This window comes from Salinimicrobium gaetbulicola (genome assembly GCF_042676025.1).
In the GTDB taxonomy this organism is placed as follows: Bacteria; Bacteroidota; Bacteroidia; order Flavobacteriales; family Flavobacteriaceae; genus Salinimicrobium; species Salinimicrobium gaetbulicola.
Genome location: NZ_JBHTJP010000035.1, coordinates 413587 through 435662 on the forward strand (window position 1 = coordinate 413587; position 22076 = coordinate 435662).

The 22076-nt window shown below is 41.8% G+C and carries 25 protein-coding genes and 1 pseudogene; 16 read left to right on the forward strand and 10 right to left on the reverse strand.

What is annotated here, in order from left to right; all coding sequences use genetic code 11:
• From ACFQ1G_RS11210 to ACFQ1G_RS11260, 11 genes are all read left to right on the forward strand, one after another.
• Entirely contained in the window at nucleotides 1-1005 is a 1005-nt protein-coding gene (locus tag ACFQ1G_RS11210; protein WP_380739581.1) for an AAA family ATPase, read from the forward strand.
• Between the two features lie 88 nt (nucleotides 1006-1093).
• Nucleotides 1094-1960, forward strand: coding sequence for a DUF58 domain-containing protein (locus ACFQ1G_RS11215; protein ID WP_380739583.1), 867 nt, complete (start codon nucleotides 1094-1096; stop codon nucleotides 1958-1960).
• Between the two features lie 25 nt (nucleotides 1961-1985).
• Nucleotides 1986-3620: a DUF4381 family protein gene (locus ACFQ1G_RS11220; RefSeq protein ID WP_380739584.1), complete on the forward strand. Its 1635-nt coding sequence runs from the start codon at nucleotides 1986-1988 to the stop codon at nucleotides 3618-3620.
• Nucleotides 3620-4624 (forward strand): vWA domain-containing protein, encoded by a 1005-nt coding sequence (locus ACFQ1G_RS11225; protein ID WP_380739586.1) that lies wholly within the window; start codon nucleotides 3620-3622, stop codon nucleotides 4622-4624. Before ACFQ1G_RS11220 ends, ACFQ1G_RS11225 begins: the two co-directional genes overlap by 1 nt.
• Before the next feature lie 11 nt (nucleotides 4625-4635).
• Nucleotides 4636-5673, forward strand: a complete 1038-nt coding sequence (locus ACFQ1G_RS11230) for a VWA domain-containing protein (RefSeq protein WP_380739588.1) — start codon at nucleotides 4636-4638, stop codon at nucleotides 5671-5673.
• Nucleotides 5674-5685: 12 nt separating this feature from the next.
• Nucleotides 5686-6558 (forward strand): tetratricopeptide repeat protein, encoded by an 873-nt coding sequence (locus ACFQ1G_RS11235; RefSeq protein WP_380739590.1) that lies wholly within the window; start codon nucleotides 5686-5688, stop codon nucleotides 6556-6558.
• 16 nt (nucleotides 6559-6574) lie between these two features.
• Complete coding sequence (locus ACFQ1G_RS11240) at nucleotides 6575-8338, forward strand: BatD family protein (RefSeq protein WP_380739592.1); 1764 nt, start codon at nucleotides 6575-6577, stop codon at nucleotides 8336-8338.
• A complete protein-coding gene (locus tag ACFQ1G_RS11245; protein ID WP_380739593.1) occupies nucleotides 8335-9084 on the forward strand; it encodes a tetratricopeptide repeat protein in 750 nt (249 codons plus the stop codon). Before ACFQ1G_RS11240 ends, ACFQ1G_RS11245 begins: the two co-directional genes overlap by 4 nt.
• A gap of 51 nt (nucleotides 9085-9135) precedes the next feature.
• Nucleotides 9136-9426 carry a hypothetical protein gene (locus tag ACFQ1G_RS11250; protein ID WP_380739595.1) on the forward strand — a complete coding sequence of 97 codons (291 nt, stop codon included), beginning with the start codon at nucleotides 9136-9138 and terminating at the stop codon, nucleotides 9424-9426.
• 161 nt (nucleotides 9427-9587) lie between these two features.
• Entirely contained in the window at nucleotides 9588-11165 is a 1578-nt protein-coding gene (locus ACFQ1G_RS11255) for a SulP family inorganic anion transporter (protein WP_380739597.1), read from the forward strand.
• A gap of 57 nt (nucleotides 11166-11222) precedes the next feature.
• Nucleotides 11223-11846, forward strand: a complete 624-nt coding sequence (locus ACFQ1G_RS11260) for a carbonic anhydrase family protein (RefSeq protein WP_380739599.1) — start codon at nucleotides 11223-11225, stop codon at nucleotides 11844-11846.
• Between the two features lie 67 nt (nucleotides 11847-11913).
• Here ACFQ1G_RS11260 and ACFQ1G_RS11265 read toward each other — a convergent pair whose 3' ends face one another.
• Nucleotides 11914-12468: a CvpA family protein gene (locus ACFQ1G_RS11265; protein ID WP_380739601.1), complete on the reverse strand. Its 555-nt coding sequence runs from the start codon at nucleotides 12466-12468 to the stop codon at nucleotides 11914-11916.
• A 47-nt stretch (nucleotides 12469-12515) separates the two neighbouring features.
• Here ACFQ1G_RS11265 and ACFQ1G_RS11270 point away from each other — a divergent pair, with 47 nt between their 5' ends.
• The 4 genes from ACFQ1G_RS11270 (at nucleotide 12516) to ACFQ1G_RS11285 (ending at nucleotide 14563) form a co-directional block, all read left to right on the forward strand.
• Nucleotides 12516-12872, forward strand: a complete 357-nt coding sequence (locus ACFQ1G_RS11270; RefSeq protein ID WP_380739603.1) for a hypothetical protein — start codon at nucleotides 12516-12518, stop codon at nucleotides 12870-12872.
• 112 nt (nucleotides 12873-12984) lie between these two features.
• Nucleotides 12985-14004: a phenylalanine--tRNA ligase subunit alpha gene (gene pheS / locus ACFQ1G_RS11275; RefSeq protein ID WP_380739605.1), complete on the forward strand. Its 1020-nt coding sequence runs from the start codon at nucleotides 12985-12987 to the stop codon at nucleotides 14002-14004.
• Nucleotides 14001-14168: a hypothetical protein gene (locus ACFQ1G_RS11280; RefSeq protein ID WP_380739607.1), complete on the forward strand. Its 168-nt coding sequence runs from the start codon at nucleotides 14001-14003 to the stop codon at nucleotides 14166-14168. Before pheS ends, ACFQ1G_RS11280 begins: the two co-directional genes overlap by 4 nt.
• Complete coding sequence (locus ACFQ1G_RS11285; protein ID WP_380739609.1) at nucleotides 14168-14563, forward strand: hypothetical protein; 396 nt, start codon at nucleotides 14168-14170, stop codon at nucleotides 14561-14563. The genes ACFQ1G_RS11280 and ACFQ1G_RS11285 overlap by 1 nt, the downstream gene beginning before the upstream one ends.
• A 3-nt stretch (nucleotides 14564-14566) precedes the next feature.
• Here ACFQ1G_RS11285 and ACFQ1G_RS11290 read toward each other — a convergent pair.
• From ACFQ1G_RS11290 to ACFQ1G_RS11320, 7 genes and pseudogenes are all read right to left on the reverse strand, one after another.
• Nucleotides 14567-15015 (reverse strand): annotated as a pseudogene (locus tag ACFQ1G_RS11290) (DUF1801 domain-containing protein).
• Between the two features lie 2 nt (nucleotides 15016-15017).
• A complete protein-coding gene (locus ACFQ1G_RS11295; protein WP_380739611.1) occupies nucleotides 15018-16013 on the reverse strand; it encodes an NAD(P)H-dependent glycerol-3-phosphate dehydrogenase in 996 nt (331 codons plus the stop codon).
• A gap of 245 nt (nucleotides 16014-16258) precedes the next feature.
• Nucleotides 16259-16843 carry a nicotinate (nicotinamide) nucleotide adenylyltransferase gene (nadD, locus tag ACFQ1G_RS11300; RefSeq protein ID WP_380739613.1) on the reverse strand — a complete coding sequence of 195 codons (585 nt, stop codon included), beginning with the start codon at nucleotides 16841-16843 and terminating at the stop codon, nucleotides 16259-16261.
• Nucleotides 16843-17430 carry a guanylate kinase gene (gene gmk, locus ACFQ1G_RS11305; RefSeq protein WP_380739615.1) on the reverse strand — a complete coding sequence of 196 codons (588 nt, stop codon included), beginning with the start codon at nucleotides 17428-17430 and terminating at the stop codon, nucleotides 16843-16845. The genes nadD and gmk overlap by 1 nt, the downstream gene beginning before the upstream one ends.
• Nucleotides 17430-18287 carry a YicC/YloC family endoribonuclease gene (locus ACFQ1G_RS11310; protein WP_380739617.1) on the reverse strand — a complete coding sequence of 286 codons (858 nt, stop codon included), beginning with the start codon at nucleotides 18285-18287 and terminating at the stop codon, nucleotides 17430-17432. Before ACFQ1G_RS11310 ends, gmk begins: the two co-directional genes overlap by 1 nt.
• Before the next feature lie 94 nt (nucleotides 18288-18381).
• On the reverse strand, nucleotides 18382-19221 hold the full coding sequence (locus ACFQ1G_RS11315) for a DUF1206 domain-containing protein (protein WP_380739619.1): 840 nt from the start codon (nucleotides 19219-19221) through the stop codon (nucleotides 18382-18384).
• An 80-nt stretch (nucleotides 19222-19301) separates the two neighbouring features.
• Nucleotides 19302-20273, reverse strand: a complete 972-nt coding sequence (locus ACFQ1G_RS11320) for a YheT family hydrolase (RefSeq protein ID WP_380739621.1) — start codon at nucleotides 20271-20273, stop codon at nucleotides 19302-19304.
• 83 nt (nucleotides 20274-20356) lie between these two features.
• On the opposite strand from ACFQ1G_RS11320, the gene ACFQ1G_RS11325 reads away from it, so the two are divergent.
• Nucleotides 20357-20851 carry an acyl-CoA thioesterase gene (locus ACFQ1G_RS11325; RefSeq protein ID WP_380739623.1) on the forward strand — a complete coding sequence of 165 codons (495 nt, stop codon included), beginning with the start codon at nucleotides 20357-20359 and terminating at the stop codon, nucleotides 20849-20851.
• Here ACFQ1G_RS11325 and ACFQ1G_RS11330 read toward each other — a convergent pair.
• Both ACFQ1G_RS11330 and ACFQ1G_RS11335 read right to left on the reverse strand, forming a co-directional pair.
• Complete coding sequence (locus ACFQ1G_RS11330; protein WP_380739624.1) at nucleotides 20835-21728, reverse strand: DMT family transporter; 894 nt, start codon at nucleotides 21726-21728, stop codon at nucleotides 20835-20837. The genes ACFQ1G_RS11325 and ACFQ1G_RS11330 overlap by 17 nt on opposite strands.
• The gene (locus ACFQ1G_RS11335; RefSeq protein ID WP_380739626.1) at nucleotides 21721-22074 is read right to left on the reverse strand and encodes an arsenate reductase family protein; all 354 of its coding nucleotides are present in this window, start codon (nucleotides 22072-22074) and stop codon (nucleotides 21721-21723) included. The genes ACFQ1G_RS11330 and ACFQ1G_RS11335 overlap by 8 nt, the downstream gene beginning before the upstream one ends.
• Nucleotides 22075-22076 lie beyond the last annotated feature (2 nt).

Consider the following 22076-nt stretch of genomic DNA (forward strand, 5'->3'; position numbering starts at 1 on the left):
ATGCAAGAAACAAACAGCTCAATAGACATTGCAAGTATCAATGAAAAAATAGAGCGCGAAAGTGCTTTTGTTGATATACTTTCCGCCGAAATGAAAAAGGTCATTGTTGGCCAGAAACACATGGTGGAGCGTTTATTAATCGGACTTTTGGGACAGGGACATATACTTCTGGAAGGGGTTCCCGGTCTTGCAAAGACTCTTGCTATAAACACCCTTTCCAAAGCGGTTCACGGAAGTTTTAGCCGAATCCAGTTTACGCCAGATCTTTTACCGGCAGATGTTGTGGGTACGCTAATCTATAACATGAAGCTGAATGACTTCAGTATCAAGAAAGGACCCATTTTCGCCAATTTTGTGCTGGCTGATGAGATCAACAGGGCTCCGGCCAAAGTACAGTCTGCCTTACTGGAAGCCATGCAGGAAAAGCAGGTTACCATTGGGGAAGAGACATTTGTACTGGACAAGCCGTTCCTTGTAATGGCTACCCAGAACCCGGTTGAGCAGGAAGGAACATACCCGTTGCCTGAAGCGCAGGTTGACCGTTTTATGCTGAAGACCGTGATCGAATATCCGCAAATGAGTGAAGAGCAGATGATCATCCGCGCGAATCTAAAAGGAGCTTTTGAAGAAGTGAAACCGGTAGTGAGCATAGAGCAGATTCTAAGAGCTCAGCAAGCGGTGCGTGAGGTTTATATGGATGAAAAGATCGAAAAATACATTCTTGATATTGTTTTCGCTACCCGTTTTCCTGAAAAATATAATCTTGAAACATTAAAGCCGCTTATAAGTTTTGGTGCTTCTCCCCGTGGAAGTATCAACCTGGCCATTGCTGCTAAATGCTACGCCTTTATCAAGAGACGTGGTTATGTGGTGCCCGAAGATGTGCGTGCCGTGGTTCATGACGTACTGCGTCACAGAATTGGGATCACCTACGAGGCTGAGGCTGAAAATGTGACTTCAGAAGATATTATCAATAAGATCGTTAATGAGATTGAAGTCCCTTAACAATGACCAATTATAAGTTGTCAATTATCAGTGAAAGCTCATAATTGCAAGCAAAATTTATTGTTAATTGTTCATTGCCAATTGAATAATGGATACTAAGGAACTACTAAAAAAAGTACGAAAAATTGAGATCAAGACCCGCCGATTGAGTGATCATATCTTTGGTGGGGAGTATCATTCTACTTTTAAAGGTAGGGGGATGACTTTCAGCGAGGTGCGCCAATACCAGTTTGGGGATGATGTTCGTAATATTGACTGGAACGTTACCGCCCGTTATTCTGAACCTTTCGTCAAAGTCTTTGAGGAAGAACGGGAACTTACCATGATGCTGGTGGTTGATGTATCGGGTTCGGGTCTCTTCGGAACACGAAACGGTTTCAAAAAAGATATTATCACGGAAATTGCCGCTACTTTGGCATTTTCGGCTACCCAGAACAATGACAAGATAGGACTCATTCTGTTCTCTGATGCCATTGAACTCTATATTCCACCGAAAAAAGGAAGATCTCACGTACTCAGGATCATTCGGGAGCTGCTCGAATTTGAACCTAAGAGTCAGAAAACCGATATTTCCGAAGCTCTTAGTTTTCTTTCAAAAGTGATGAAAAAGAAGGCGATTGTTTTTGTGCTTTCAGATTTTATGGCCGAAAATTATCAACGTACCCTAAAGATCACCAGTGGTCGCCATGACGTCACCGGAATTAGAGTTTTTGATGCTAAGGAAGAGGAAATACCTAATCTTGGAATGGTAAATATGCTGGATGAGGAAACCGGAAAGACCATTTTGGTTGATACTTCCTCGAAGAGCGTTAGAAATGGCTATGCGAAATATTACAGGGAACGTCAGGAATATTTCCGCGAAAGTTTCCGAAAAAGCGGTGCGGGAAATTTGAGTACCCGTGTCGATGAAAGTTATGTGAAAAAATTATTGGGCTACTTCAAAATGAGAGCCTAGTTGTATTTATAAGAACAGTAAAGAAATGAACCATCATATTTCAGATAAAAAAGAAAGGATTCCGGCCCAGAACGGCCGTTTCATCTTTTATCTTTTATTCATTTTCTCATTTCTTTTTTCCCTGTCTACTGAAGCTCAAAAAGTGACTTCAGAGGTTGATACCGCCTCGATCAGACTGGGGGAACAAATTAAATACCGAATTGAAGTTGAAACCGATTCTTCAGATCTGGTGGTATTTCCGGAAGGACAAACCTTCACACCATTGGAAATGGTCGAATCTTTCCCCATTGACACCAACAGGATCCAGGAGCGTTTCAAATTGATCAAGGAATATTCTTTGACGCAGTGGGATTCCGGAAGTTATACCATCCCGCGACAACGCTTGGTCATCAATGAAAGACCTGTGTTTACCGATTCGGTTTTAATACAAGTTGCCGACGTAGCGGTTGACACTACCAAACAAAAAATGTTTCCTATAAAACCTTCGGTAGAAGTCCCTTCGGGGTTTTCAGTACCTGTGTGGTTATGGTGGTTGATAGGAATACTCCTGATCATCCTCATAGGAGTCCTGTTTTATTTCCGAAGAAGGAGAAAAAAGGCTGAAGCCGCTAAAAAATTGCCGCCATATGAACAGGCGATCTTCGAACTGCAGCAGCTTGACAATTCCCATTTGTTGGAACAGCGGGAGATAAAGGAATATTATTCCCAGCTTTCGGCGGCGGTGCGACGTTACCTTGACGGGGAAGTTTATGATCACGCTATGGAGAGTACTACCGGCGAGTTGATCGAATATTTGCAACAAGAGAAGGAAACCGGACATTTGAATCTTTCTGAAGAGACCATTTTGAAACTGAGAACTATTTTGGAAAGGGCCGATCTTGCAAAATTTGCCGGTTCAAGACCTGATGTGATCACAGCCAGGGAAGACCGAAGCAGTGTGGAACATGTCATCAAAGACACCAAAGCTTCCATACCACAGCCTTCCGAAGAAGACCTGTTGAAGGATCAGGAATACAAGGCAAAACTGGAGCAAAAAAAGAAGGTGAGAAAGATCATTTTAGGAGTGGTTATTTTTGTGCTTCTGATTGGTGCAGGTACCGCTTACGTTATTTCCACTAAAGGCTTTGATTACTTCAGGGACACTTATTTCGGAAATGAGAGCAAGGAAATGCTGGAAGGGGATTGGATCAGGAGTGAGTACGGATCTCCCGCGGTGGCGGTCACGACTCCGCAGGTACTTACCCGGGTTATCAATGATTCCGTTTCAAACAACGCCGGAAAACAAACTTTTAGAGCAGGTAGCCTGGCATCAAATCTTTATGTTGATCTGAAAACCCGCCCGGTGGGTCAGGATTTCAAGCTGGAATCTGCAATTGAGGAGGTTTATAATTACCTTGAAAAAAATGGCGCCCGAAATATCATTACCAAGCAGGAAGATATTACCACCCTAAATGGAGCTAAAGGCCTCCGTATCTTCGGAACCATGGGACTGGAATGGAAAAATGACAGGCTCCTTCAAAAGGAATATACTATCCTGAATTTTGCTGAAGGTGGCGGATATCAACAAATTGTCGTGATCTGGAATGAAGGAGACACCTATGCCGAAGAGATCGCAAACCGAATAATGGATTCTGTTGAACTTAGAAACGCTGAAAATTAATGTTTGAGAATTTGATCTTTGAAGACCCTCAGTTTTTCTGGCTTTTGCTGCTTATTCCGCTGGCTGTGGCCTGGTATATTTGGCAAAGGAACCGGCAAACGGCCGTATTGAGGATTTCCAGCATTCAGGGATTTAAAGCGAACCCGGGAATTTTGGGAAAACTTCGGCCTGTATTGTTCTTTTTAAGGTTGCTGGTCCTTTCACTTGTTATTACTGCGTTGGCCAGACCCAGATCTGTTGATGTATCGACCAGGTCGAGCAGTACTTTGGGGATAGACATCGTGATGGCCATTGATGTTTCAGCCAGTATGCTTGCAAGAGACCTTGAACCAAATAGACTGGAAGCGACTAAAAATGTGGCGGCAGATTTTATTAAAAATCGGCCGGGTGACCGCATTGGATTAGTAGTGTATGCGGGAGAAAGTTTTACAAAGACTCCCATTACCAGTGATAAAAGCATTGTTTTGAGTTCGCTGGAAGATGTGAAATACAATAATGTGCTGGAAAATGGAACCGCAATTGGGATGGGTCTGGCAACAGCCGTAAACAGACTAAAAGACAGCAAGGCAGAGAGCAAGGTGATCATTCTGCTTACAGACGGGATGAATAATGCCGGTTTTATTGAGCCTAAGATTGCAAGTGAACTGGCGTTGGAATACGGTATTAAAACATATACGATTGGAGTAGGTAGCAATGGAACCGCCCTTTCTCCAATTGCGATAAGGCCAGATGGTTCTTTTCAATACGGAAGGGTGCCTGTGGAGATCGATGAGGATCTATTGAAGGAGATAGCCCAGGATACTGGTGGAAAATACTTTAGGGCGACCAATAATGAAAAACTGGAGGAGATCTATGAAGAGATCGATTCCCTGGAAAAAACCGAGATCGAAGAATTCAAATTCTATAATTATGAAGAGAAATTCAGGCCGCTTATTTTGCTGGCAGGTTTTTTACTCATTTTTGAAGTATTGTTGAGGTTTACCTTTTTCAGAAGTTTTATTTAAAAATGAACGGAATGTTCTTATTAGAAGACAAGACATATTTCTGGTTATTACTGGTGATCCCGGTACTGGTGCTGCTGTTTGCGCTTCTGGTGTTCTGGAAGAAGAGGACCCAGAATAAATTTGCAGATAAGGAACTGCTCAGGAAATTAAGTCCTGACAGATCCTTGGGGAAATCGATCCTTAAGCTGGTGACTATTTCTCTTGGCATTGCCTGCCTTGTCATTGCCCTGGTAAATCCCAAATTTGGCACAAAATTGGAAACGGTAAAAAGAGAAGGTGTTGATGTGGTTTTCGCGCTTGATGTTTCCAAAAGTATGCTGGCAGAGGATATTGCGCCAAACAGGCTTGAGAAATCAAAGCAGCTGGTAACCCAGATCATCAATAATCTTGCGAGCGATCGGGTAGGGATCATTGCCTATGCAGGTAGTGCTTTTCCGCAACTGCCAATTACGACAGATTATGCGGCTGCCAAAATGTTCCTTCAGGCGATGAATACAGACATGGTTTCATCGCAGGGAACGGCCATTAGAGATGCGATCGAGCTGGCTACTACTTATTTCAATGACCAGGATCAAACCAACAGGATCGTATTTTTGATCAGTGATGGGGAAGATCACGAAGGGCAAGCCGCAGATATTGCCAAAGAAGCAGCCCGCGAAGGCATCAGGATCGTTACTATTGGGGTGGGAACTCCCAAAGGTGGTCCGATTCCAAACAAGAGAAACGGAATTATTCAGAGTTATAAAAAAGACAATAACGGGGAAACCGTGATAACACGGTTGAACCCTCAAACTTTACAGGAGATCGCTTCCGCAGCAAATGGAGAATATATCAGCGGCACCTCTACGACAGAGGTCGTTGAGAAAGTAACAGAGATCCTTCAGAATATGGATAAAAAGGAATTTGAATCGCAACAAATAGCCGAATACAAGAGCCAGTTCCAATGGTTCCTTGGACTGGGGTTGTTCTTTTTGATCCTGGATATCCTTTTCCTGGAACGCCAGACATCATGGCTGAAAAGATTAAATTTGTTCAACGAGGAAAAGTAGCAGATAGAAAAAATGGAAAGACTGTTGAAAATAGCATTTTTGGGAATCCTTTTTTTAGGGTTTATTCCGCTTTCTGCGCAGGAAGATCCTGAAAAATCGGCTCGTTTAGCTAAGAAATATATGCAGCAGGCTGAAGAAGCCCTCGAAGAAAATGACCTAGCTAATGCTGAAGCCTATTATCGTCAGGCCATAGCCAAGGATCCTTCTAATGCAGCTGCCCGGTATAACCTGGGAAACCTTTATTACAACAATGAAATTACCGGGGAAGCAGTGGAGCGTCATACGCAGTCTGCAAAAGTAGCCGAAGAGAAACCGCTGAAGCATGATTCCTTTCACAATCAGGGGAATTCCTTTATGAAACAAAAGAAGTATAAAGAAGCGGTCGAAGCTTATAAGAATTCTCTTAGAAACAATCCCAATGATGAAGAAACCCGTTACAATTATGCTCTCGCCAAAAAGCTTTTAGAAGAAGAGAAAAAAGGCGGCGGGGAAGATGATAAGGACCAGCAGAAGAAGGATCAGCAAGATCAAAAACAAGATCAGCAAAAGGATAAAGAGGAGCAGGAAGGCGATCAGGGTGAGAAAGAACAAAATGAGGACGGCAAGCCTGAAGAGAAAGATAAAGGTGGTGAAAAGGATAAAAAAGAGGGTGATGATGAGAAAGATGATAAAGGAAAACCTCAGGATAAAGACAAGCAAAAGGATCAGGGAGATAAATCAAAAGAGGAGCAGCCCAAGCAGCCACAACCCAGACCAGGTCAGCTTTCTCCCCAACAAGTAAAGAACCTGCTGGAAGCAATGGGGAATGAAGAAAAGAAAGTTCAGGAAAAAATAAACGCCGAAAAGGTGAAAGGCTCTCCAACAAAAGCAGAAAAAGACTGGTAATAACAGTAAATCAATAATGAAAAGTAAAATTCTATTTTTAGCGTTTTTTCTAATGATCTCGGACTTTGCCGTTGCACAGGTGCAGTTTGAAGCAAAGGCCAGTAAGACGAAACTGGGCGTTAATGAGCGCCTGCGGGTAGATTTTACCATGAACGAGGATGGGGATAATTTTAATCCGCCTTCCTTTTCAAATTTTACAGTGGTAGGTGGTCCTAATCAGGCGGTGAGCAATAGCTGGGTTAACGGGAAAAGAAGCTACTCCAAAACCTACAGTTATTTCCTGGCTCCCAAAAAACGAGGAAAGTTCACGATTGGCCAGGCAGAGATCACCATCGAAGAAAATGTCTATAAAACGACTCCTTTGGAGATCGAAGTGACAGCTGCCGTTGATGAGCCTACCGACGGCAATAATTCTGAATTTGTAGCATCTGAGAACCTGCATCTGGTGGCTGAGATCTCGAACACAAATCCCTATTTGAACGAAGCGATCACGGTGGTTTATAAACTCTATGTAAGTCCGCGTATCAATGTTAGTGACTGGCGCCAGATCGACAATCCAAAATTCAGTGATTTCTGGAGTCAGAATATTGACATGCAGCGCCTTCAGGTTGAAAATGGTGAATATGAGGGGGAACCATACCGGTATGTAGTGCTTCGGAAAACCGTTTTATACCCTCAAAAGACCGGTAAACTCAATATTGAGCCGTTGACCCTGGCGGTGTCTGTAGAGGTGCCAACCGAGAGAAGGGATATCTTCGGAAACCGCTTTTATGAGACAGTTGATAAAACCGTTGCTGCCGGAAACCGCACGATCAATGTGAAGCCGCTTCCACAGGAAGGAAAACCTGAAGGATTTACCGGAGCAGTTGGAAAAAACCTGATTTTTAAGGTGAACGTCGATAAAAGAGAATTGAACGCAACCGAGTCTCTGGAGGCAGAAGTACAGGTAAGCGGCCGGGGAAATTTGAAACTTTTTGATCTTCCGCCATTGACCGTCCCGGCTTCTATGGAAAAATATGAACCGGAGTATGCCGAAGATGTTAAAACGAATTTGAACGGAATGCAGGGAAGCATTTCTAATACATATACCTTGGTGCCGCAAACAAAGGGTAAATACCCGATTCCACCCGTTTCATTTTCTTATTTTGACCTCGCCTCAGAATCCTATAAAACGCTTACTTCAGAAGAGATCCTGATCGACGTTCAAAGGGGGCCTGCCAAAGGAGTTGCTTCAAATGCAGGTTCTGGTCCGGTACAGCAGCAAATTCCTGCTATTACCAGTCAATTCAGGTATATCAAGCTTAAGACCAGTCTGAAACCGCTTGGAGAATCTGCTTTCATAGGATCTCCGCTATTCTGGAGCCTTTTCGCTTTACCGTTGATGCTTATCCCGCTGGCGATCATTTTCGGAAATAAACGCAAAGCTATGGCCGGAGATGTGAGAGGGAATCGTGTAAGAAAGGCAGATAAACTTGCAAGGAAATATCTTTCCGCAGCTAAAAGGAACCTGGGAGACCAGAAGAAATTCTATGAATCTCTTGAAAGGGCTTTACATAACTATTTGAAGGCAAAACTACATATTCAAACCAGCGAAATGAGCAAGGAGCGTATTCAGGACCTGTTGATCTCTAACGGTGTATCTTCAGAGACTGTAACTGATTTCGTGAAATTGCTCGAAAGCTGTGAATTTGCCCGTTATACCCCGGCATCTTCCGTAGCAATGCATCAGGACTACGATAAAGCAGTAGAAGTAATTTCTGAAATTGATAAGCAGGTATGAAAAAGTTGATCTTTATATTTTTCTTGTTCGTTGCTCATTTGGGAACGGCTCAAAATGAGGAGCTTTTTGAAAGAGCTAATCAGGCCTATGCCGATGCAAATTATGATGAGGCTGTGCAGATGTACACAGACATTCTGGAGAATGGAGAGACTTCTGCGGCTCTGCATTATAATCTTGGGAATGCACATTACAAATTGAATAATGTTGCGCCAAGCATCTATCATTATGAAAAAGCCTTATTGCTGGCTCCTGGAGATAAAGATGTCACTAACAACCTGAAGTTTGCCAGGAAAATGGCAATTGATGCCATAGAAGAACCTTCCGAAGAAGGTTTTTACGGAATTTTTTCAAGTGTAACTTCGGTATTTAGCCCGACTACCTGGGCCTGGATCGGGATTATTAGTATGCTCATGTTTGTAGTGTTCTTCCTTGGATATTATTTCAGCGGAAAAGTGCTTTTTAAAAGGATTTTATTTATCGCCGGGCTGGTTTTTCTTTTTCTTGCGGTATCCTCTACGGTAGTAGGACTGTTAAAACAAAACCTTCTTGAGAACAGGTCTTATGCGATCATCTTTGCTGAAGAAGTGGAGGTCAAAAGTGAACCTAACGTAAGAAGTTCTGAAGTATTCTTATTACATGAAGGCGCGAAAGTGAAAGTCACCGAAGATTTCCAGGGTTGGACTGAAATAGAACTACCTAACGGAAGCCAGGGTTGGATAAGATCTAAAGAGTTAAAACTGTTGTAGCGACAAGTATTTCTTTGGTCACAATCTTAATAAGTGCTATTTTTGCCGCTTATGAAAAGTATCGCCCTTATTTTATCCATCATTTTTATGAGCTTCGTGGCCGGTCCTACGGTTGTGGCGCTTATTGATGATACGGTCGATATGTCATTCGCATTTACTGCCAACGAGGAAGAAAATTCCTCTAAGAACTTGTTGTCCTTTGAATCCCTTATTGAGGAGACTTATTCCAACCATGAGAGTATTCAGTACCTAAGAACACATTCTTCACAGCGGTTCTCCTATCAGGAAGGTGGTCATCAGGTCTACCTGGAAGTACTCTCCCCTCCGCCTCGAAACATTTAAATTTTTCGTTTTTTAGAGATCCGCGTTTTCCGGGGCTGTCGTTATATGGCTCATGGTACGTACTTATTTTCAGCGAGCCAATCGCTGCCTGATCTCATTTCACAGTATTTATTTTTTAATTATTGACGGGTTATTTCAACCTGTCCAAAAACGTAATTTTTATGTTCAAGCATATCAAAAAAGATTTGCCTGCCAGTATTGTAGTATTTTTTGTTGCCCTTCCCCTGTGTCTCGGTATCGCCCTTGCCAGTGGTGCACCTTTGTTTTCGGGGTTAATCGCTGGTATTGTCGGAGGAATCGTTGTAGGTGCACTAAGTAAATCCAGTCTTGGTGTTAGTGGTCCCGCAGCAGGATTGGCAGCTATTGTACTTGCGGCTATTGCCAGTTTAGGAAGTTACCAGGATTTTCTTTTAGCAGTGGTATTATCTGGAGCTATTCAAATTTTATTTGGAGTTTTAAAAGCAGGAATTATTGGTTATTATTTTCCTTCATCGGTAATTAAGGGAATGCTTACCGGGATTGGAATTATAATTATTCTAAAGCAAATCCCACATTTTTTCGGCTATACAGATAGTCCCATTGGAGACTGGAATTTCTTTCAATTAGATGGTGAAAATACGTTTTCTGCCCTCGGAAATATTTTCAATTACATTAGTCCCGGTTCTACCTTAATTGCCTTATTTGCGATGGGGATCCTTATTTTATGGGATTCAGTTCTTTCCAAAAAGGGCAAAATATTTAAATTGATCCAGGGCCCACTAGTTGCGGTGGCAGTTGGGATAATCTTCAATGTGATTAGCCAGAGTTTTGATAGCCTGTCTATTGCTCCGGGATTGCTTGTTAATGTTCCGGTACCGGATAGTTTTGATTCCTTTATTGGGCAGTTTACATTTCCTTCTTTCCGCATGATAGGGAACATGGAAATTTGGGTAACCGCGTTTACATTAGCCTTAGTTGCCAGTTTGGAAACCCTTTTATGTGTAGAAGCCACAGATAAACTGGATCCTCATAAAAGAACCACGCCTACTAACAGGGAATTATTCGCCCAGGGAACAGGGAATGTGGTTTCTGGATTGATTGGAGGATTGCCAATCACTCAGGTGATCGTGAGGAGTTCTGCTAACATTCAGTCTGGTGGACAAACCAAACTTTCTGCGATTTTACACGGTGGATTACTATTGATATCAGTTATCATTATCCCAAAAGTTTTGAACCTTATTCCATTATCAGTTTTAGCTGCAATTTTATTCCTTGTAGGTTATAAACTTGCTAAACCACAGCTTTTTGTACAGATGTATAAGGCCGGATGGAAACAATCTGTTCCTTTCTTTGTTACCGTAACAGGGATCATTTTTGGAGACCTCCTCATAGGAATAACCCTGGGTCTACTAGTAGGAATATGTGTTATACTTATTAAGAGCTACCAGAACTCTTACTTCCTTCACAAAGAAGATGTGGCAGATGGAAGTAAGACCGTAAAAATGACCCTGGCTGAAGAGGTAACATTTATTAATAAAGGAGCTATTATTAAAGAGCTTAACAAACTCGAGGATAATTCTTATCTTATTATGGATGTGACGAAAACTCATTATCTTGATAACGACATCGTAGAAATACTGGATGATTTCAAAGTAAAAGCTGAAGAAAAGAATATCAATATAAAGATCATTTCTGAAAGAGGTATAGTTGAAAACCCGGAAAGTTATCAGCAATTTTTTAATAAACCGAAAACTGCTTAATATGCAGGTGTCTAAAAATGCCGCATACAATCGTTTTTAAACCTAAATAGATAAACTATGATTAAAGATATAATTAACAAGGAAAAACAAGATTCATTAACCCCTGAAAAAGTACTTAACGACCTTATGGCCGGAAATGAAAGATTTACAGGGAATAAAATGAATGAAAGGGATTACTCCAGTCAAATAGCTCAAACTAGCGGAGGGCAATGGCCTCAGGCAGTTGTGTTGAGCTGTATCGATTCGAGGGTGCCGGTAGAGACGATCTTTGACCAGGGAATCGGGGATATATTTGTCGCCAGGGTAGCCGGTAACTTTGAAAATACAGATATCCTTGGAAGTATGGAATATTCATGCAAAGTGGCAGGAAGTAAATTAGTATTTGTACTGGGTCATGAAGCATGTGGGGCAGTGAAAGCGGCCTGTGATCATGTAGAACTGGGAAATATCACCCACCTTTTAAGTAACATTGCTCCGGCTGTTGATAAAACAAAAACAGAGGGAGAAAGGAGTTCGAAAAATGACTCTTTCGTGGCAGATGTTATCGAGAACAATGTGAAGATGACCATGGACAGGATCAGGGAGAAAAGTCCTATTCTAAATGAAATGGAAGCCAACGGTGAAATAAAGATCCTAGGAGGAGTTTATTCTATTTCTTCTGGAAAAGTAAGCTTATTGTAAAAGTTTTTTCTTCAGTAAAAGACTAGCATTTTGAAAAGACCGGTAGAGTGATCCTCTGCCGGTTTTTTTATTTGAGGTTGGAATCATTTTCAGAAGTTTCTTCTTCTTTCTCTTCGGAAGGAGTCTTGAAAATATCCCCTTCTCTTACTTCATCCAGAATAGCCGGTAGAAATAAAGGCGCAAATGCTCTAACAGGCTCGTATAACAGGGAGTCTTCTCTGGTGTCTTCATCTACCGTGAATAGCCCGAAATTTGTGAGGAACATGAAAAAGAGGCTGGCTAAAAATGCCATTTTCAGGGTTCCGAAAACTCCTCCCAATATGCGGTTAACTAGACCTAAAGCTAGTAGGCTGGCCATTTTAGTAAGGACCTTCCCAAGCAGGGAAATAAGCAAGACCACAATAAAGAAGGTACTTGCAAATGCTATGATGGAGAGATATTTCTCGTCCCAGTCAAAGAACAGTTCCCAAAAGTCAAATGCGTAATGAGAGAAATGAATGGCTGCGTAGATACCGGCGATCAAAGCCACCAGGCCGGCCAATTCTGATAAAAACCCCTTAAAAATTCCTCTTACAAGTCCCAGGAGCAGAAAGATGCAAAGGATAAGATCAACAATATTCATGGACTCAAAGATAGTAATTTCCCGTACTTAGTAAGTATCTTTGCAGCATGTCAAGAGATGAACAATTAAAACAACGTTGGGAGCAGGTAGAAGAGAAGCTTTCCGGTCAGTTTGCTGACGGGGAAAAGCTAGAGCTTGATGCCATTATATATCTAATAGGATTGCAGGAACTGGGCCAGGTGCACAGAAAATTCAAGAAAGACCATAAACTGGATCTTATGCATATCGCTATATGCCGATTGCTCGAGCCATATGGTTATTATGAGTTTGAATTCTTTGATGATGAGGGCTGGCCACATTATAAGGTTGTGGAGCAACTTCCGCAGTTAAAAGCAGGGGAACAGGCCGTTTTAATGAAAGAAGCCATCGTGCAGTACTTTCTGGAAAAAGAATATATTAAGTAGCAAATAAAACTCTTTAAGTAGGCCTCCTTATAAGTCGAATAAAACGCCGGGGAGTTAAAGAGCGAATACCGTATTATTTTTTTAAATTTGCGCTTCCTAAAGAATAGGGATTATGATAGAAAAAATTGGGGACTATATTTCTGAAATTGAAGCCTTCAAGGCTAAAACAAAAGAAGAAGTAGAAGATTTTCGTATAAAGTATTTGGGTAAAAAAGGTATTTTGAACCAGTATTTCGCTGAATTCAAAAACGTACCGAATGAGCAAAAGAAAGAGTTTGGTCAGAAGGTAAATACCCTGAAAAATGCTGCTACTGAAAAAGTAAATCAGCTTAAAGAGGAACTCGAAAGCAAGGAGGAGGAAAAAGGTATCTACGGAGACCTTTCCCGCCCGGGAGAGCCTGTTGAGATTGGTTCGCGCCACCCTATTTCTATTGTGAAGAACCAGATCATAGAGATCTTTTCTAATATCGGATTCAATGTTTCTGAAGGACCTGAGATCGAGGATGACTGGCACAATTTTACCGCGTTGAACCTTCCGGAGTATCACCCGGCTCGTGATATGCAGGATACTTTCTTTATCCAGACGAACCCTGATGTGTTATTGCGTACGCATACATCATCTGTTCAGGTGCGTTATATGGAAGAGAATAAACCGCCGATCAGGACCATTTCTCCCGGAAGAGTTTTCAGGAATGAGGCGATATCTGCCCGTTCACACTGTATCTTCCACCAGGTGGAAGGTCTTTATATTGACAAGGATGTGTCTTTCGCCGACCTTAAGCAGACTTTATTGTATTTTACCAAGCAGTTATTCGGAAAGTCCAAGATAAGGCTACGTCCTTCTTATTTCCCGTTTACAGAGCCTAGTGCCGAAGTTGACATCTATTGGGGACTTGAAACCGAAACCGATTACCGAATTACAAAAGGTACCGGATGGTTGGAGATCATGGGCTGCGGAATGGTTGACCCGAACGTTCTTCGTAACTGTAATATCGATCCTGCAGAATATTCAGGATTTGCTTTTGGAATGGGAATCGAAAGAATCGCCATGCTCCTGTACCAAATTGGAGACATTCGTATGTTCTATGAGAACGACATGCGTTTCCTTGAACAGTTTAAATCTTCTATATGAAAAATACCGGCCTGATAATCCTTGGAATTATTGCCGTTGCGGTGATCATACTTCTGGTGGCCATAAAGGTGATTAAATTCACGATAGGGGTTATTTTGCTGGGCATCGCTGCCTTGATCCTTTGGTTGTTCTGGAAATGGGCTAAGCATAAGATCGGTGACTAATGAAAAAGGATATTGATATTCCCGAAGTTGAGGGAGTGTATGTAGCGGCAGTACTTGAAAAGAATGATGATTTCCAGTCTATGGATTGGAACGCTTATTTGATCAATGATCGGGAGACACCTGTTGATACTGTGTTGATCGTGACCCGGGGCTATGACGACAAAGATGTCACTTCTACCATGCGGCATACCATTAAGGAGCTTCCGCCAAAATCTTTCGCGAAAGTTGAATTTTTACAGGAGGATGTTCTAAAGCTGAACAATGAGTTCTCTGTATCTTTTTTCGCTGACGGAAAAATGTATCATAAAAAATACGTGTTCCGAAAGAATACCATTAATGAAAAGGCACTTCAGGAACTTCCTGTAATGACTAAAAAAGGAGTTTTACTGAAGTAGTTCCTATTTTTTCAATACGTTTTCATAGGTCGAGATCCATTCTTGCGGACTCATTTTGGTCGCCAACTTGCCGATCAGCTCATAAGGTATTTCCTCCATTTTCTTGAACCTGATGCAACTTTTACCAATTTTCTGTTGGAGTATTTCGGATATTCAGTAGTGAACCATTCCAGCAATTCGGGCTTGGCGTAAAGCCCCATATGGTAAAGGGCCACGTAGTTCTTTTGCGAGGCCAGGTTGATGAACGGCAGCGGTTGTGATGAATCGACGTGGTATCCTGCGGGATACAGGCTGTGAGGTATATGATAGCTGAGCATACCATATCCCATTCCTTCTTCAAATCCTTCCGGAAGATTGTGGAGTAACACTTCCCGCAATTTACTTACGGCAGTTTTTCGCTCTTCGGGCAGAGAGTCGAGATACTTCTCAGGATCTTTTTCCGAAGATTGCATGTTTAATCAAGTTTATCGGCCAGCTTCCTGAAAACCTTCTTAGGTTCCTTGCCCTGATAAAGAATATCGTAAACAGCCTTAATAATAGGTGTTTTTGCACCTGTTTTTTGAACGATCTTATAAGCACTGTCTGTCGCATAATAGCCTTCAGCGACCATGCTCATTTCCATTTGAGCGCTTTTTACGGTATAACCTTTCCCGATCATGTTCCCAAACATCCTGTTTCGGCTGAAAACCGAATAACCGGTTACCAGAAGGTCCCCCAGATAAGCAGAATCGTTGATGTTCCGCTTCATTTTATGCACCTTCTTAATGAATTTCTTCATTTCCCGAATGGCATTGCTCATCAAAACGCTCTGGAAGTTATCTCCGTACCCTAATCCGTGAGCGATACCTGCCGCAATGGCATAGATGTTCTTCAGCATCGCGGCATATTCGGTTCCAATGATGTCATCACTGGTTTTACAGGTGATGTAATCACTGCTGAGGTTGTTGGCCACCAGTTTTGCCTTTTCCTCATCGGCACAGGCAATAGTGAGATAAGAAAGCCTTTCCAAAGCCACCTCTTCAGCGTGACAAGGTCCTGTAATAACTCCAATCGAGTCGTAAGGAATATCATAGGTCTTGTGAAAATGTTCTCCAACAATGAGGCTGCTTTCCGGCACGATTCCTTTGATGGCTGAAAAGATGATCTTTCCGTCAAGTGATTCGGTAAGGTTGTCCAGTTCACGTTTCAAAAATGCCGAAGGAATAGCGAATATCAACACGTCTGCTTCCTTGACGATCTTATTGATGTCATTGCTTAGGTGGAGTTGATTCACGTCAAACTCTACCGAGCTTAAGTAATTAGGATTATGCTCCTGTTTTTTAATATGTTCGATGGCATACACGCTTCGCATATACCAGCTGACTTCGTCAAGATTTTCACACAACATTTTTACGATAGCCGTTGCCCAGCTACCTCCACCCAATACGGCGAATTTTGGCGATGATTCCATAGAGAGAATTTTTCTGCCCCCAAAAATAAGAAAATAATAAGGTTGTAGGGGAAAGCCTGAGAAAAGTTAAGAAGAAATGTTTAAGTTTTGAGTTTAAACTTTAACATTCAAAATTTTAATAACAGGTACGATAGCCCGTAAATGTGCGTTATTAAAACAGAAAGATTATTTATTAGAAGAGTTTAATCTTTTTGGTTGGTTAGTTAGGAAATTGCTTCTGAAAATCGTTTTTGGAAGCAATTTTTTTATCTGTAAAAGTTCATCTCGTCAATATACTCCCACACAGGCGCAGGGAGCAGTGCCCTTACATCTTTCCCCTCTTTTATGGCCTGCCTTATGAAGGTGGACGAGATCTCAATCCTGGGGGCGTCAATATGGGTGATCTTTGGATGATCTTTAAAAATTTCATCTACCTGTCCTTCAGAAAAGCGTGGATAAACGATGATGTTGTGACGTTCCAAGATGATCTCGTAATTCTTCCATTTTGGAAAACTCTTCAGGTTATCTTCCCCCATGATTAAAGAGAAATCATAATCAGGATACTTTTCTTCAAGATGTGTCAGCGTGTACATCGTGTAATTTGGCTGCGGAAGATTGAATTCTATATCACTGGGCTTTAGTCCGGGAAAATCCTCGCACAACCTCCAGACCATCTCAAACCTGTGATGGTTGTTAAGTAAACTGCTTTTCTTTTTAAGAGGGTTATGTGGAGTAACGACCAGCCAAACCTCGTCCAGTTCTGAATATTGATACAGGTGATTGGCAAGAATAAGATGGCCAATATGAATAGGGTTAAAAGTGCCGAAAAAGAGACCGATCTTTTTTTTCACTATATCGCTTTTTTATCTGCTTCCACAAAGTCTGAGACCAAAGTATACGCCTCTTCCAAAGCCGTATTCAGGTCATTGTTTATGATGATATGATCGAATTGCGGTGCTGTTGCTAATTCAATAGAAGCCTTAGCTACTCGCATGTTGATCTTGTCTGGTGATTCTGTCTGGCGTTTTTTCAAGCGAATTTTTAGCTCCTCAATACTTGGTGGTTTTACAAAAACTGCCAGGGTTTTTTCCGGATAGATATTTTTGATATCAAGTCCGCCAACCACATCAATGTCAAAGATCACATTCTTGCCTTTCGCCCAGATGCGTTCCACTTCACTTTTCAAAGTACCGTAAAAATTGTCGCGGTATACCTCTTCCCACTCCAAAAATTCGTCGTTCTTGATCTTTTTCTTAAAGTCTTCCAGGCTTAAAAAGTAATAATCCTTACCATGTACTTCATTCCCTCTTGGTTCCCGCGAGGTTGCTGAAATTGAAAAATCCAGCTTTAATTCTTCCTGTGCCAATAGATAGCGTACAATAGTTGTTTTTCCTGATCCTGATGGCGCTGAAAAGACAATTAATTTCCCGTCTGACATTAAAGTACGTTTAAAAGTTGCTCTTTGATCTTCTCAAGTTCATCCTTCATTTGAACAACTAACTGTTGCATAGGGGCGTGATTTGATTTGCTTCCTATGGTATTGATCTCACGGCCCATTTCCTGAGAAATGAATGCAAGCTTCTTTCCATTGGAATCTGCAGAAGCAAGGGTTTTCAGGAAGTAATCCATGTGGTTCTCCAGGCGCACTTTTTCTTCGGTAATGTCAAATTTTTCTATGTAATAGACCAGTTCCTGTTCGAAACGGTTCTCATCGACATTTTCTTTTAGATCTGCGATCCCTTTTTGAAGGCGCTCACGAACTCCGGCAATTCTTTCAGGATCCATTTCAATTACCTTTTTCAAAAGATCCTGTATGTTAGTCGCTCGCTGGCTTAATTCATCTTCCAAAACCTTCCCTTCTGCCGAACGAAAATCATTGATCTCACTCAGGGCTTCTTCCACTGCTGCTTCAATAGCCTTGAATTCTGCTTCATCGATCTCTTCCCGTTCCGTTTTAAGGGCGTCAGGCATTCTGACAGCCATTTTTAGAAGCTCAGTTTCGTCTCCGGAAACAATTCCGCGAAGCTGTTCCATATATTTTTTAACCACAGCCGGGTTGACCGAAGCCGTAGTTTCCTCGCCTGTTATTTCAACATAGACTGAAAAATCAACTTTACCCCGGGTAAGGGATTTAGAGATGGTATTTCGTAAAATAAGTTCCTTCTCGCGATATTGTGATGGTATGCGCGCATTCAGGTCCAGATTCTTACTGTTTAGGGATTTGATCTCTACGGTGATCTTTTTGGAAGGAAGTTGCACGATGCTCTTCCCGAAACCGGTCATTGACTGAATCATGAGTGATTTTTATGGTTGGGCAAAGATAATGAATTATGTAGCAGGGCAAAACTCCCTACTTCCTATTTTGCATAACCACAAGAGTATCTTCAGGTCATCTAATAGTGGTTAGATTGGCATGCCGGGCCACCATAATATTGAACACTCCATAGCCAATTAGTCCAAGCGCTGTAATCCCTAGAAGGATCGAGCCGTAAGAGAAACTCAGCATGTACTGTAATGCTCCTTCTGTTCCCTTGTATACCTGCGCATTATGCTGAAGGATAACCATTACGAGAAAGTAAGAGATGATGCCAAAAACCAGTCCTCGGGCAGAATATCCCAGCCTGCCAGATTTTCGGATAAAATCGTATTCATGTTTGATATCTGGATAATTATCGATCTTCTTCATGAATTTACCTGAATAGGCCAGTTTAAACTGCCAGACCGCCTGAGCTGCAATGATAGCGGCCAGAACCCAAATAGCCATTTTTCCCCAGTCATTCGCTAGTAACTCTCCCAGAGCCGCTTTTTGTTGGGTGCTGTTTTCTGATGGCCCGCCTCCGCCTTCCCCCATTAGATACTTTATCAAAGGTTTAGCAAAGGAATAGGCGATAATTCCATAGAAGATGGCAGAATAGAAATAACGAAACCTGGTGAAACCATCTTTCCAGTCTTTAGATTTTTTATTTGGTTTTCCTGGTCTCACCAGCATTTGATAGATTCGCCAAAGGGAATAAGCTATCAAACCTAAAGCAACGATACCACCCAGGATTTTACCTAAGGGGAGCTCCAGAAGAAAATTCACTACCCCGTCTGTACTGGTGATATCCCCACCTAAACCAAAGGCAGCCATAAAGGTTAAAGCTCCTATAAGGACATATACTACGCCTTTGGTAAAAAAACCAGCAGAACGGATCTTGGCCACGTGGCCCTCATCTGGATTCACAGTCATAGATCTTTTTTGATCTAATTTAAAGGGAATATGACCTATATTTTCCTTCCCAATCAATATTTAACCTGTTTTTAGGATTTTTAAACCTGGAGGTGCTTTTCTAGAAATTCCATGGTCCTTTTTTCGTGGTAAAATTCCGGGCCGGGAAGTACAAATCCTACATGGCCACCGTATTCGGGGATTTCCAAATTCAGAAATTCTGAGTTTTCAGCCTCCTTTATTGGGTATGCAGAATTAGACAGAAAGCTGTCATCCTTAGAGCTTATAATAAGAGTTGGTATTTTGATGTTCTCGAGGAATTGGCGACTGCTGTTTTTCTCGTAATAATCGGCGGCATTTTCAAATCCGTGCGCTTTGGAGGTGTAGAGTTCATCAATGTCATTTAAGGAGGAGCAGGCCTCCACTTCCTTTTTGCTAAGTTTCTCCGGAAATTTTTTCGCCCTGGCGAGAAGTACTTGCTTTAGTTTGAGTTCAAAGCGTTTTGAATAGATGAAATTGCGAGTACGATTGATCTCTCCAAGGGAACCGGCCAGGTCGCAGGGAACCGAAACCGCAACGGCGGTCTTTACCTCTTTTGGAACATTTCTGTCCTCACCTAAATATTTCAGCAGAATATTTCCACCCAGACTGAATCCTACCAGGGCAATGCTGTCATATTTTTCCATTTTTTTGATGTGATAAATCACTTCTGCCAGGTCCTGGGACGAGCCGCCGTGGTAACTCTTGAAATATTTGTTCAACTCCTCACTGCAGCCTCTTAAGTTAATAGATACCGTATCCCAACCTTTCTTATTGAGGATTCTGGTCATGCCCTTCATGTAAGGCCTGTCGGAACTTCCGGCAAGACCGTGCAATAAAATTGCGACTTTTCCATTATTAGCGTCAGCGGTTTTACTCCAATCAAGATCGAGAAAATCCTCATCGCTTAAGATGATCCTTTCACGGACATACGGCGATAATTTTACAGTTCGCAATGTGGCCGCATAGATCGTGTTTAAATCTGCAGATCTATAGATGCCTGATGGCTTATATGTTGACTTTATTAATGGCATTGTGAAAAATGAAAACTTAAATTTAAGCAAAAGAGTTATGCGTGCATAATAAAATTTAGATAATTTTGTCCCAAAATAATACTATGTATCAGAAGAAATTTGAGATTCGTTGGAGCGATATTGACGCCAACCGTCACCTGGCAAACACTGCCTATATAAACTTTATGAGCCATACCAGAATGGGTTTTTTAATGGAGAATGGTTTTGGGCAGCAGGAGATGGCTATGCATAATTTAGGTCCGGTCGTGTTCTACGAACATATTTACTATTTCAAAGAAGTTTTTGCAGGAAAACCTGTAACGGTGACCCTTCAGTTAAAGGGAATTTCTGAGGACGGAATGTATTTTGAGTTCGAGCATGATTTTTATGATCACAAAGGCCGAAATTTTGCGAGCTGTGAAATGATGGGTGCATGGATTGACTTAAAAGAGCGAAAACTTACCAAGCTTCCGGATGAAATGTATGAAAAACTTAATAAGCTTTCGCATACAGAGGATTTCAGGATTCTCACAAAAGAGGACACGCGAAAATTCGGAAAAAGACCAAAGTCAAGCCAGAATATTAATGAATTGGTTTAGGTTTACGGGTCACCATATAGACACCGGAAAAAACCAATACCGCTGCCAGCACTTTTAAAAGGTTCAGTGAATCTGCGCCCGTGAATATCGCATAAACAATGGCGATCAACGGTTGTAAATAAATGAACGCGCTGATAGTGGCTGCACTTAGTTCCCTAAGCGCAAACACATTCAGTAAATAAGTAAGGAAAGTGGTTCCTAACACTACAAATGCCATTCTTAGAATAGCATGAGACGGTAAAGATCTCCAGTCAACTGCCATGAACTCGTTTAGGGTGATTGGCAGGTTGATTATGACAGCAAATAGAAACAGCCATTTCATAAGAGTGAACGGATGGTATTTCGCAGTAAGTGGTTTGACCAGAATAAGGTACAAACCATATGATAAGGCATTGATGATCACAAGTATATTCCCCAACGGGATATTTGGAGCATCTGCCGTAGAGCTCTTACTAAAGAATACCAGTGTTAATGCTCCCGCCAAACCCGTTATGATCCCTGCAGTTTTTAACAGTGTAATTCGTTCTTTAATAAGAAAGGCGGCTAGTATAAGCACCAGGATTGGCGAAATAGTAATGATCACCGAACTGTTTATGGGAGTAGTGAGGCTGAGCCCTTTAAAGAAAAGCAGCATATTGATCACCATTCCAAAGATCGTGCAACCTAATAAGCGTGGCCAGTCACTGGTCGCGATCTTTTCCTTGGGTCCCCAAAAACTAATGATCCAGAACAGGATAGCGGCTCCAAGCACTCTTAATAAAATGAATCCGAACGGCTCAATGTAGATAGGCATTAGGCCTTTAGCTACTGTATGATTTATTCCGTAAATGGTACTGGCCCCGGTCGCAGCCAGGATCGCCAGCAGCCTTTTATTCATGGATTGATTTTTTTGCCGCCTCAACGGTTTTCTTGGAGTTGCCTATGAAGATCTCGTTTTCATTTACGATCACCGGTCTTTTCAAAAAAGTATAATGTTCTAAAAGCAGTGTTTTGTAATCTTCTTCTGAAAGTTGCTTATTCTTAAGATCTCTCTCCTTATACAACCTTGCCCGTTTGCTGAACAACTTTTCATAATTGCCAGATAGTTTTTTGAGAGACTCGATCTCTTCCTCTTTCAAAGGTTCCTTTTTAATGTCCTGAAGGGTAAATTCCCCGGGTGCGTCCAATTCTTTAAGAATGCGCTTGCACGTGTCACAGGTGGAAAGGTAGTAGATCTTCTTCATTC

Excerpts from the sequence above, each read along its gene's own strand:
- ACFQ1G_RS11215 (WP_380739583.1), top strand. The coding sequence starts at position 1,094 with ATGGATACTAAGGAACTACTAAAAAAAGTACGAAAAATTGAGATCAAG.
- ACFQ1G_RS11285 (WP_380739609.1), top strand. The coding sequence starts at position 14,168 with ATGAAAAAGGATATTGATATTCCCGAAGTTGAGGGAGTGTATGTAGCG.
- pheS (WP_380739605.1), top strand. The coding sequence starts at position 12,985 with ATGATAGAAAAAATTGGGGACTATATTTCTGAAATTGAAGCCTTCAAG.
- ACFQ1G_RS11250 (WP_380739595.1), top strand. The coding sequence starts at position 9,136 with ATGAAAAGTATCGCCCTTATTTTATCCATCATTTTTATGAGCTTCGTG.
- ACFQ1G_RS11265 (WP_380739601.1), bottom strand. The coding sequence starts at position 12,468 with ATGAATATTGTTGATCTTATCCTTTGCATCTTTCTGCTCCTGGGACTT.
- ACFQ1G_RS11320 (WP_380739621.1), bottom strand. The coding sequence starts at position 20,273 with ATGCCATTAATAAAGTCAACATATAAGCCATCAGGCATCTATAGATCT.
- ACFQ1G_RS11260 (WP_380739599.1), top strand. The coding sequence starts at position 11,223 with ATGATTAAAGATATAATTAACAAGGAAAAACAAGATTCATTAACCCCT.
- gmk (WP_380739615.1), bottom strand. The coding sequence starts at position 17,430 with ATGTCAGACGGGAAATTAATTGTCTTTTCAGCGCCATCAGGATCAGGA.
- ACFQ1G_RS11295 (WP_380739611.1), bottom strand. The coding sequence starts at position 16,013 with ATGGAATCATCGCCAAAATTCGCCGTATTGGGTGGAGGTAGCTGGGCA.
- ACFQ1G_RS11335 (WP_380739626.1), bottom strand. The coding sequence starts at position 22,074 with ATGAAGAAGATCTACTACCTTTCCACCTGTGACACGTGCAAGCGCATT.
- ACFQ1G_RS11240 (WP_380739592.1), top strand. The coding sequence starts at position 6,575 with ATGAAAAGTAAAATTCTATTTTTAGCGTTTTTTCTAATGATCTCGGAC.
- ACFQ1G_RS11310 (WP_380739617.1), bottom strand. The coding sequence starts at position 18,287 with ATGATTCAGTCAATGACCGGTTTCGGGAAGAGCATCGTGCAACTTCCT.
- ACFQ1G_RS11280 (WP_380739607.1), top strand. The coding sequence starts at position 14,001 with ATGAAAAATACCGGCCTGATAATCCTTGGAATTATTGCCGTTGCGGTG.
- ACFQ1G_RS11270 (WP_380739603.1), top strand. The coding sequence starts at position 12,516 with ATGTCAAGAGATGAACAATTAAAACAACGTTGGGAGCAGGTAGAAGAG.
- ACFQ1G_RS11235 (WP_380739590.1), top strand. The coding sequence starts at position 5,686 with ATGGAAAGACTGTTGAAAATAGCATTTTTGGGAATCCTTTTTTTAGGG.
- ACFQ1G_RS11220 (WP_380739584.1), top strand. The coding sequence starts at position 1,986 with ATGAACCATCATATTTCAGATAAAAAAGAAAGGATTCCGGCCCAGAAC.
- ACFQ1G_RS11325 (WP_380739623.1), top strand. The coding sequence starts at position 20,357 with ATGTATCAGAAGAAATTTGAGATTCGTTGGAGCGATATTGACGCCAAC.
- ACFQ1G_RS11225 (WP_380739586.1), top strand. The coding sequence starts at position 3,620 with ATGTTTGAGAATTTGATCTTTGAAGACCCTCAGTTTTTCTGGCTTTTG.
- ACFQ1G_RS11330 (WP_380739624.1), bottom strand. The coding sequence starts at position 21,728 with ATGAATAAAAGGCTGCTGGCGATCCTGGCTGCGACCGGGGCCAGTACC.
- ACFQ1G_RS11245 (WP_380739593.1), top strand. The coding sequence starts at position 8,335 with ATGAAAAAGTTGATCTTTATATTTTTCTTGTTCGTTGCTCATTTGGGA.
- ACFQ1G_RS11230 (WP_380739588.1), top strand. The coding sequence starts at position 4,636 with ATGTTCTTATTAGAAGACAAGACATATTTCTGGTTATTACTGGTGATC.
- ACFQ1G_RS11255 (WP_380739597.1), top strand. The coding sequence starts at position 9,588 with ATGTTCAAGCATATCAAAAAAGATTTGCCTGCCAGTATTGTAGTATTT.
- ACFQ1G_RS11315 (WP_380739619.1), bottom strand. The coding sequence starts at position 19,221 with ATGACTGTGAATCCAGATGAGGGCCACGTGGCCAAGATCCGTTCTGCT.
- ACFQ1G_RS11210 (WP_380739581.1), top strand. The coding sequence starts at position 1 with ATGCAAGAAACAAACAGCTCAATAGACATTGCAAGTATCAATGAAAAA.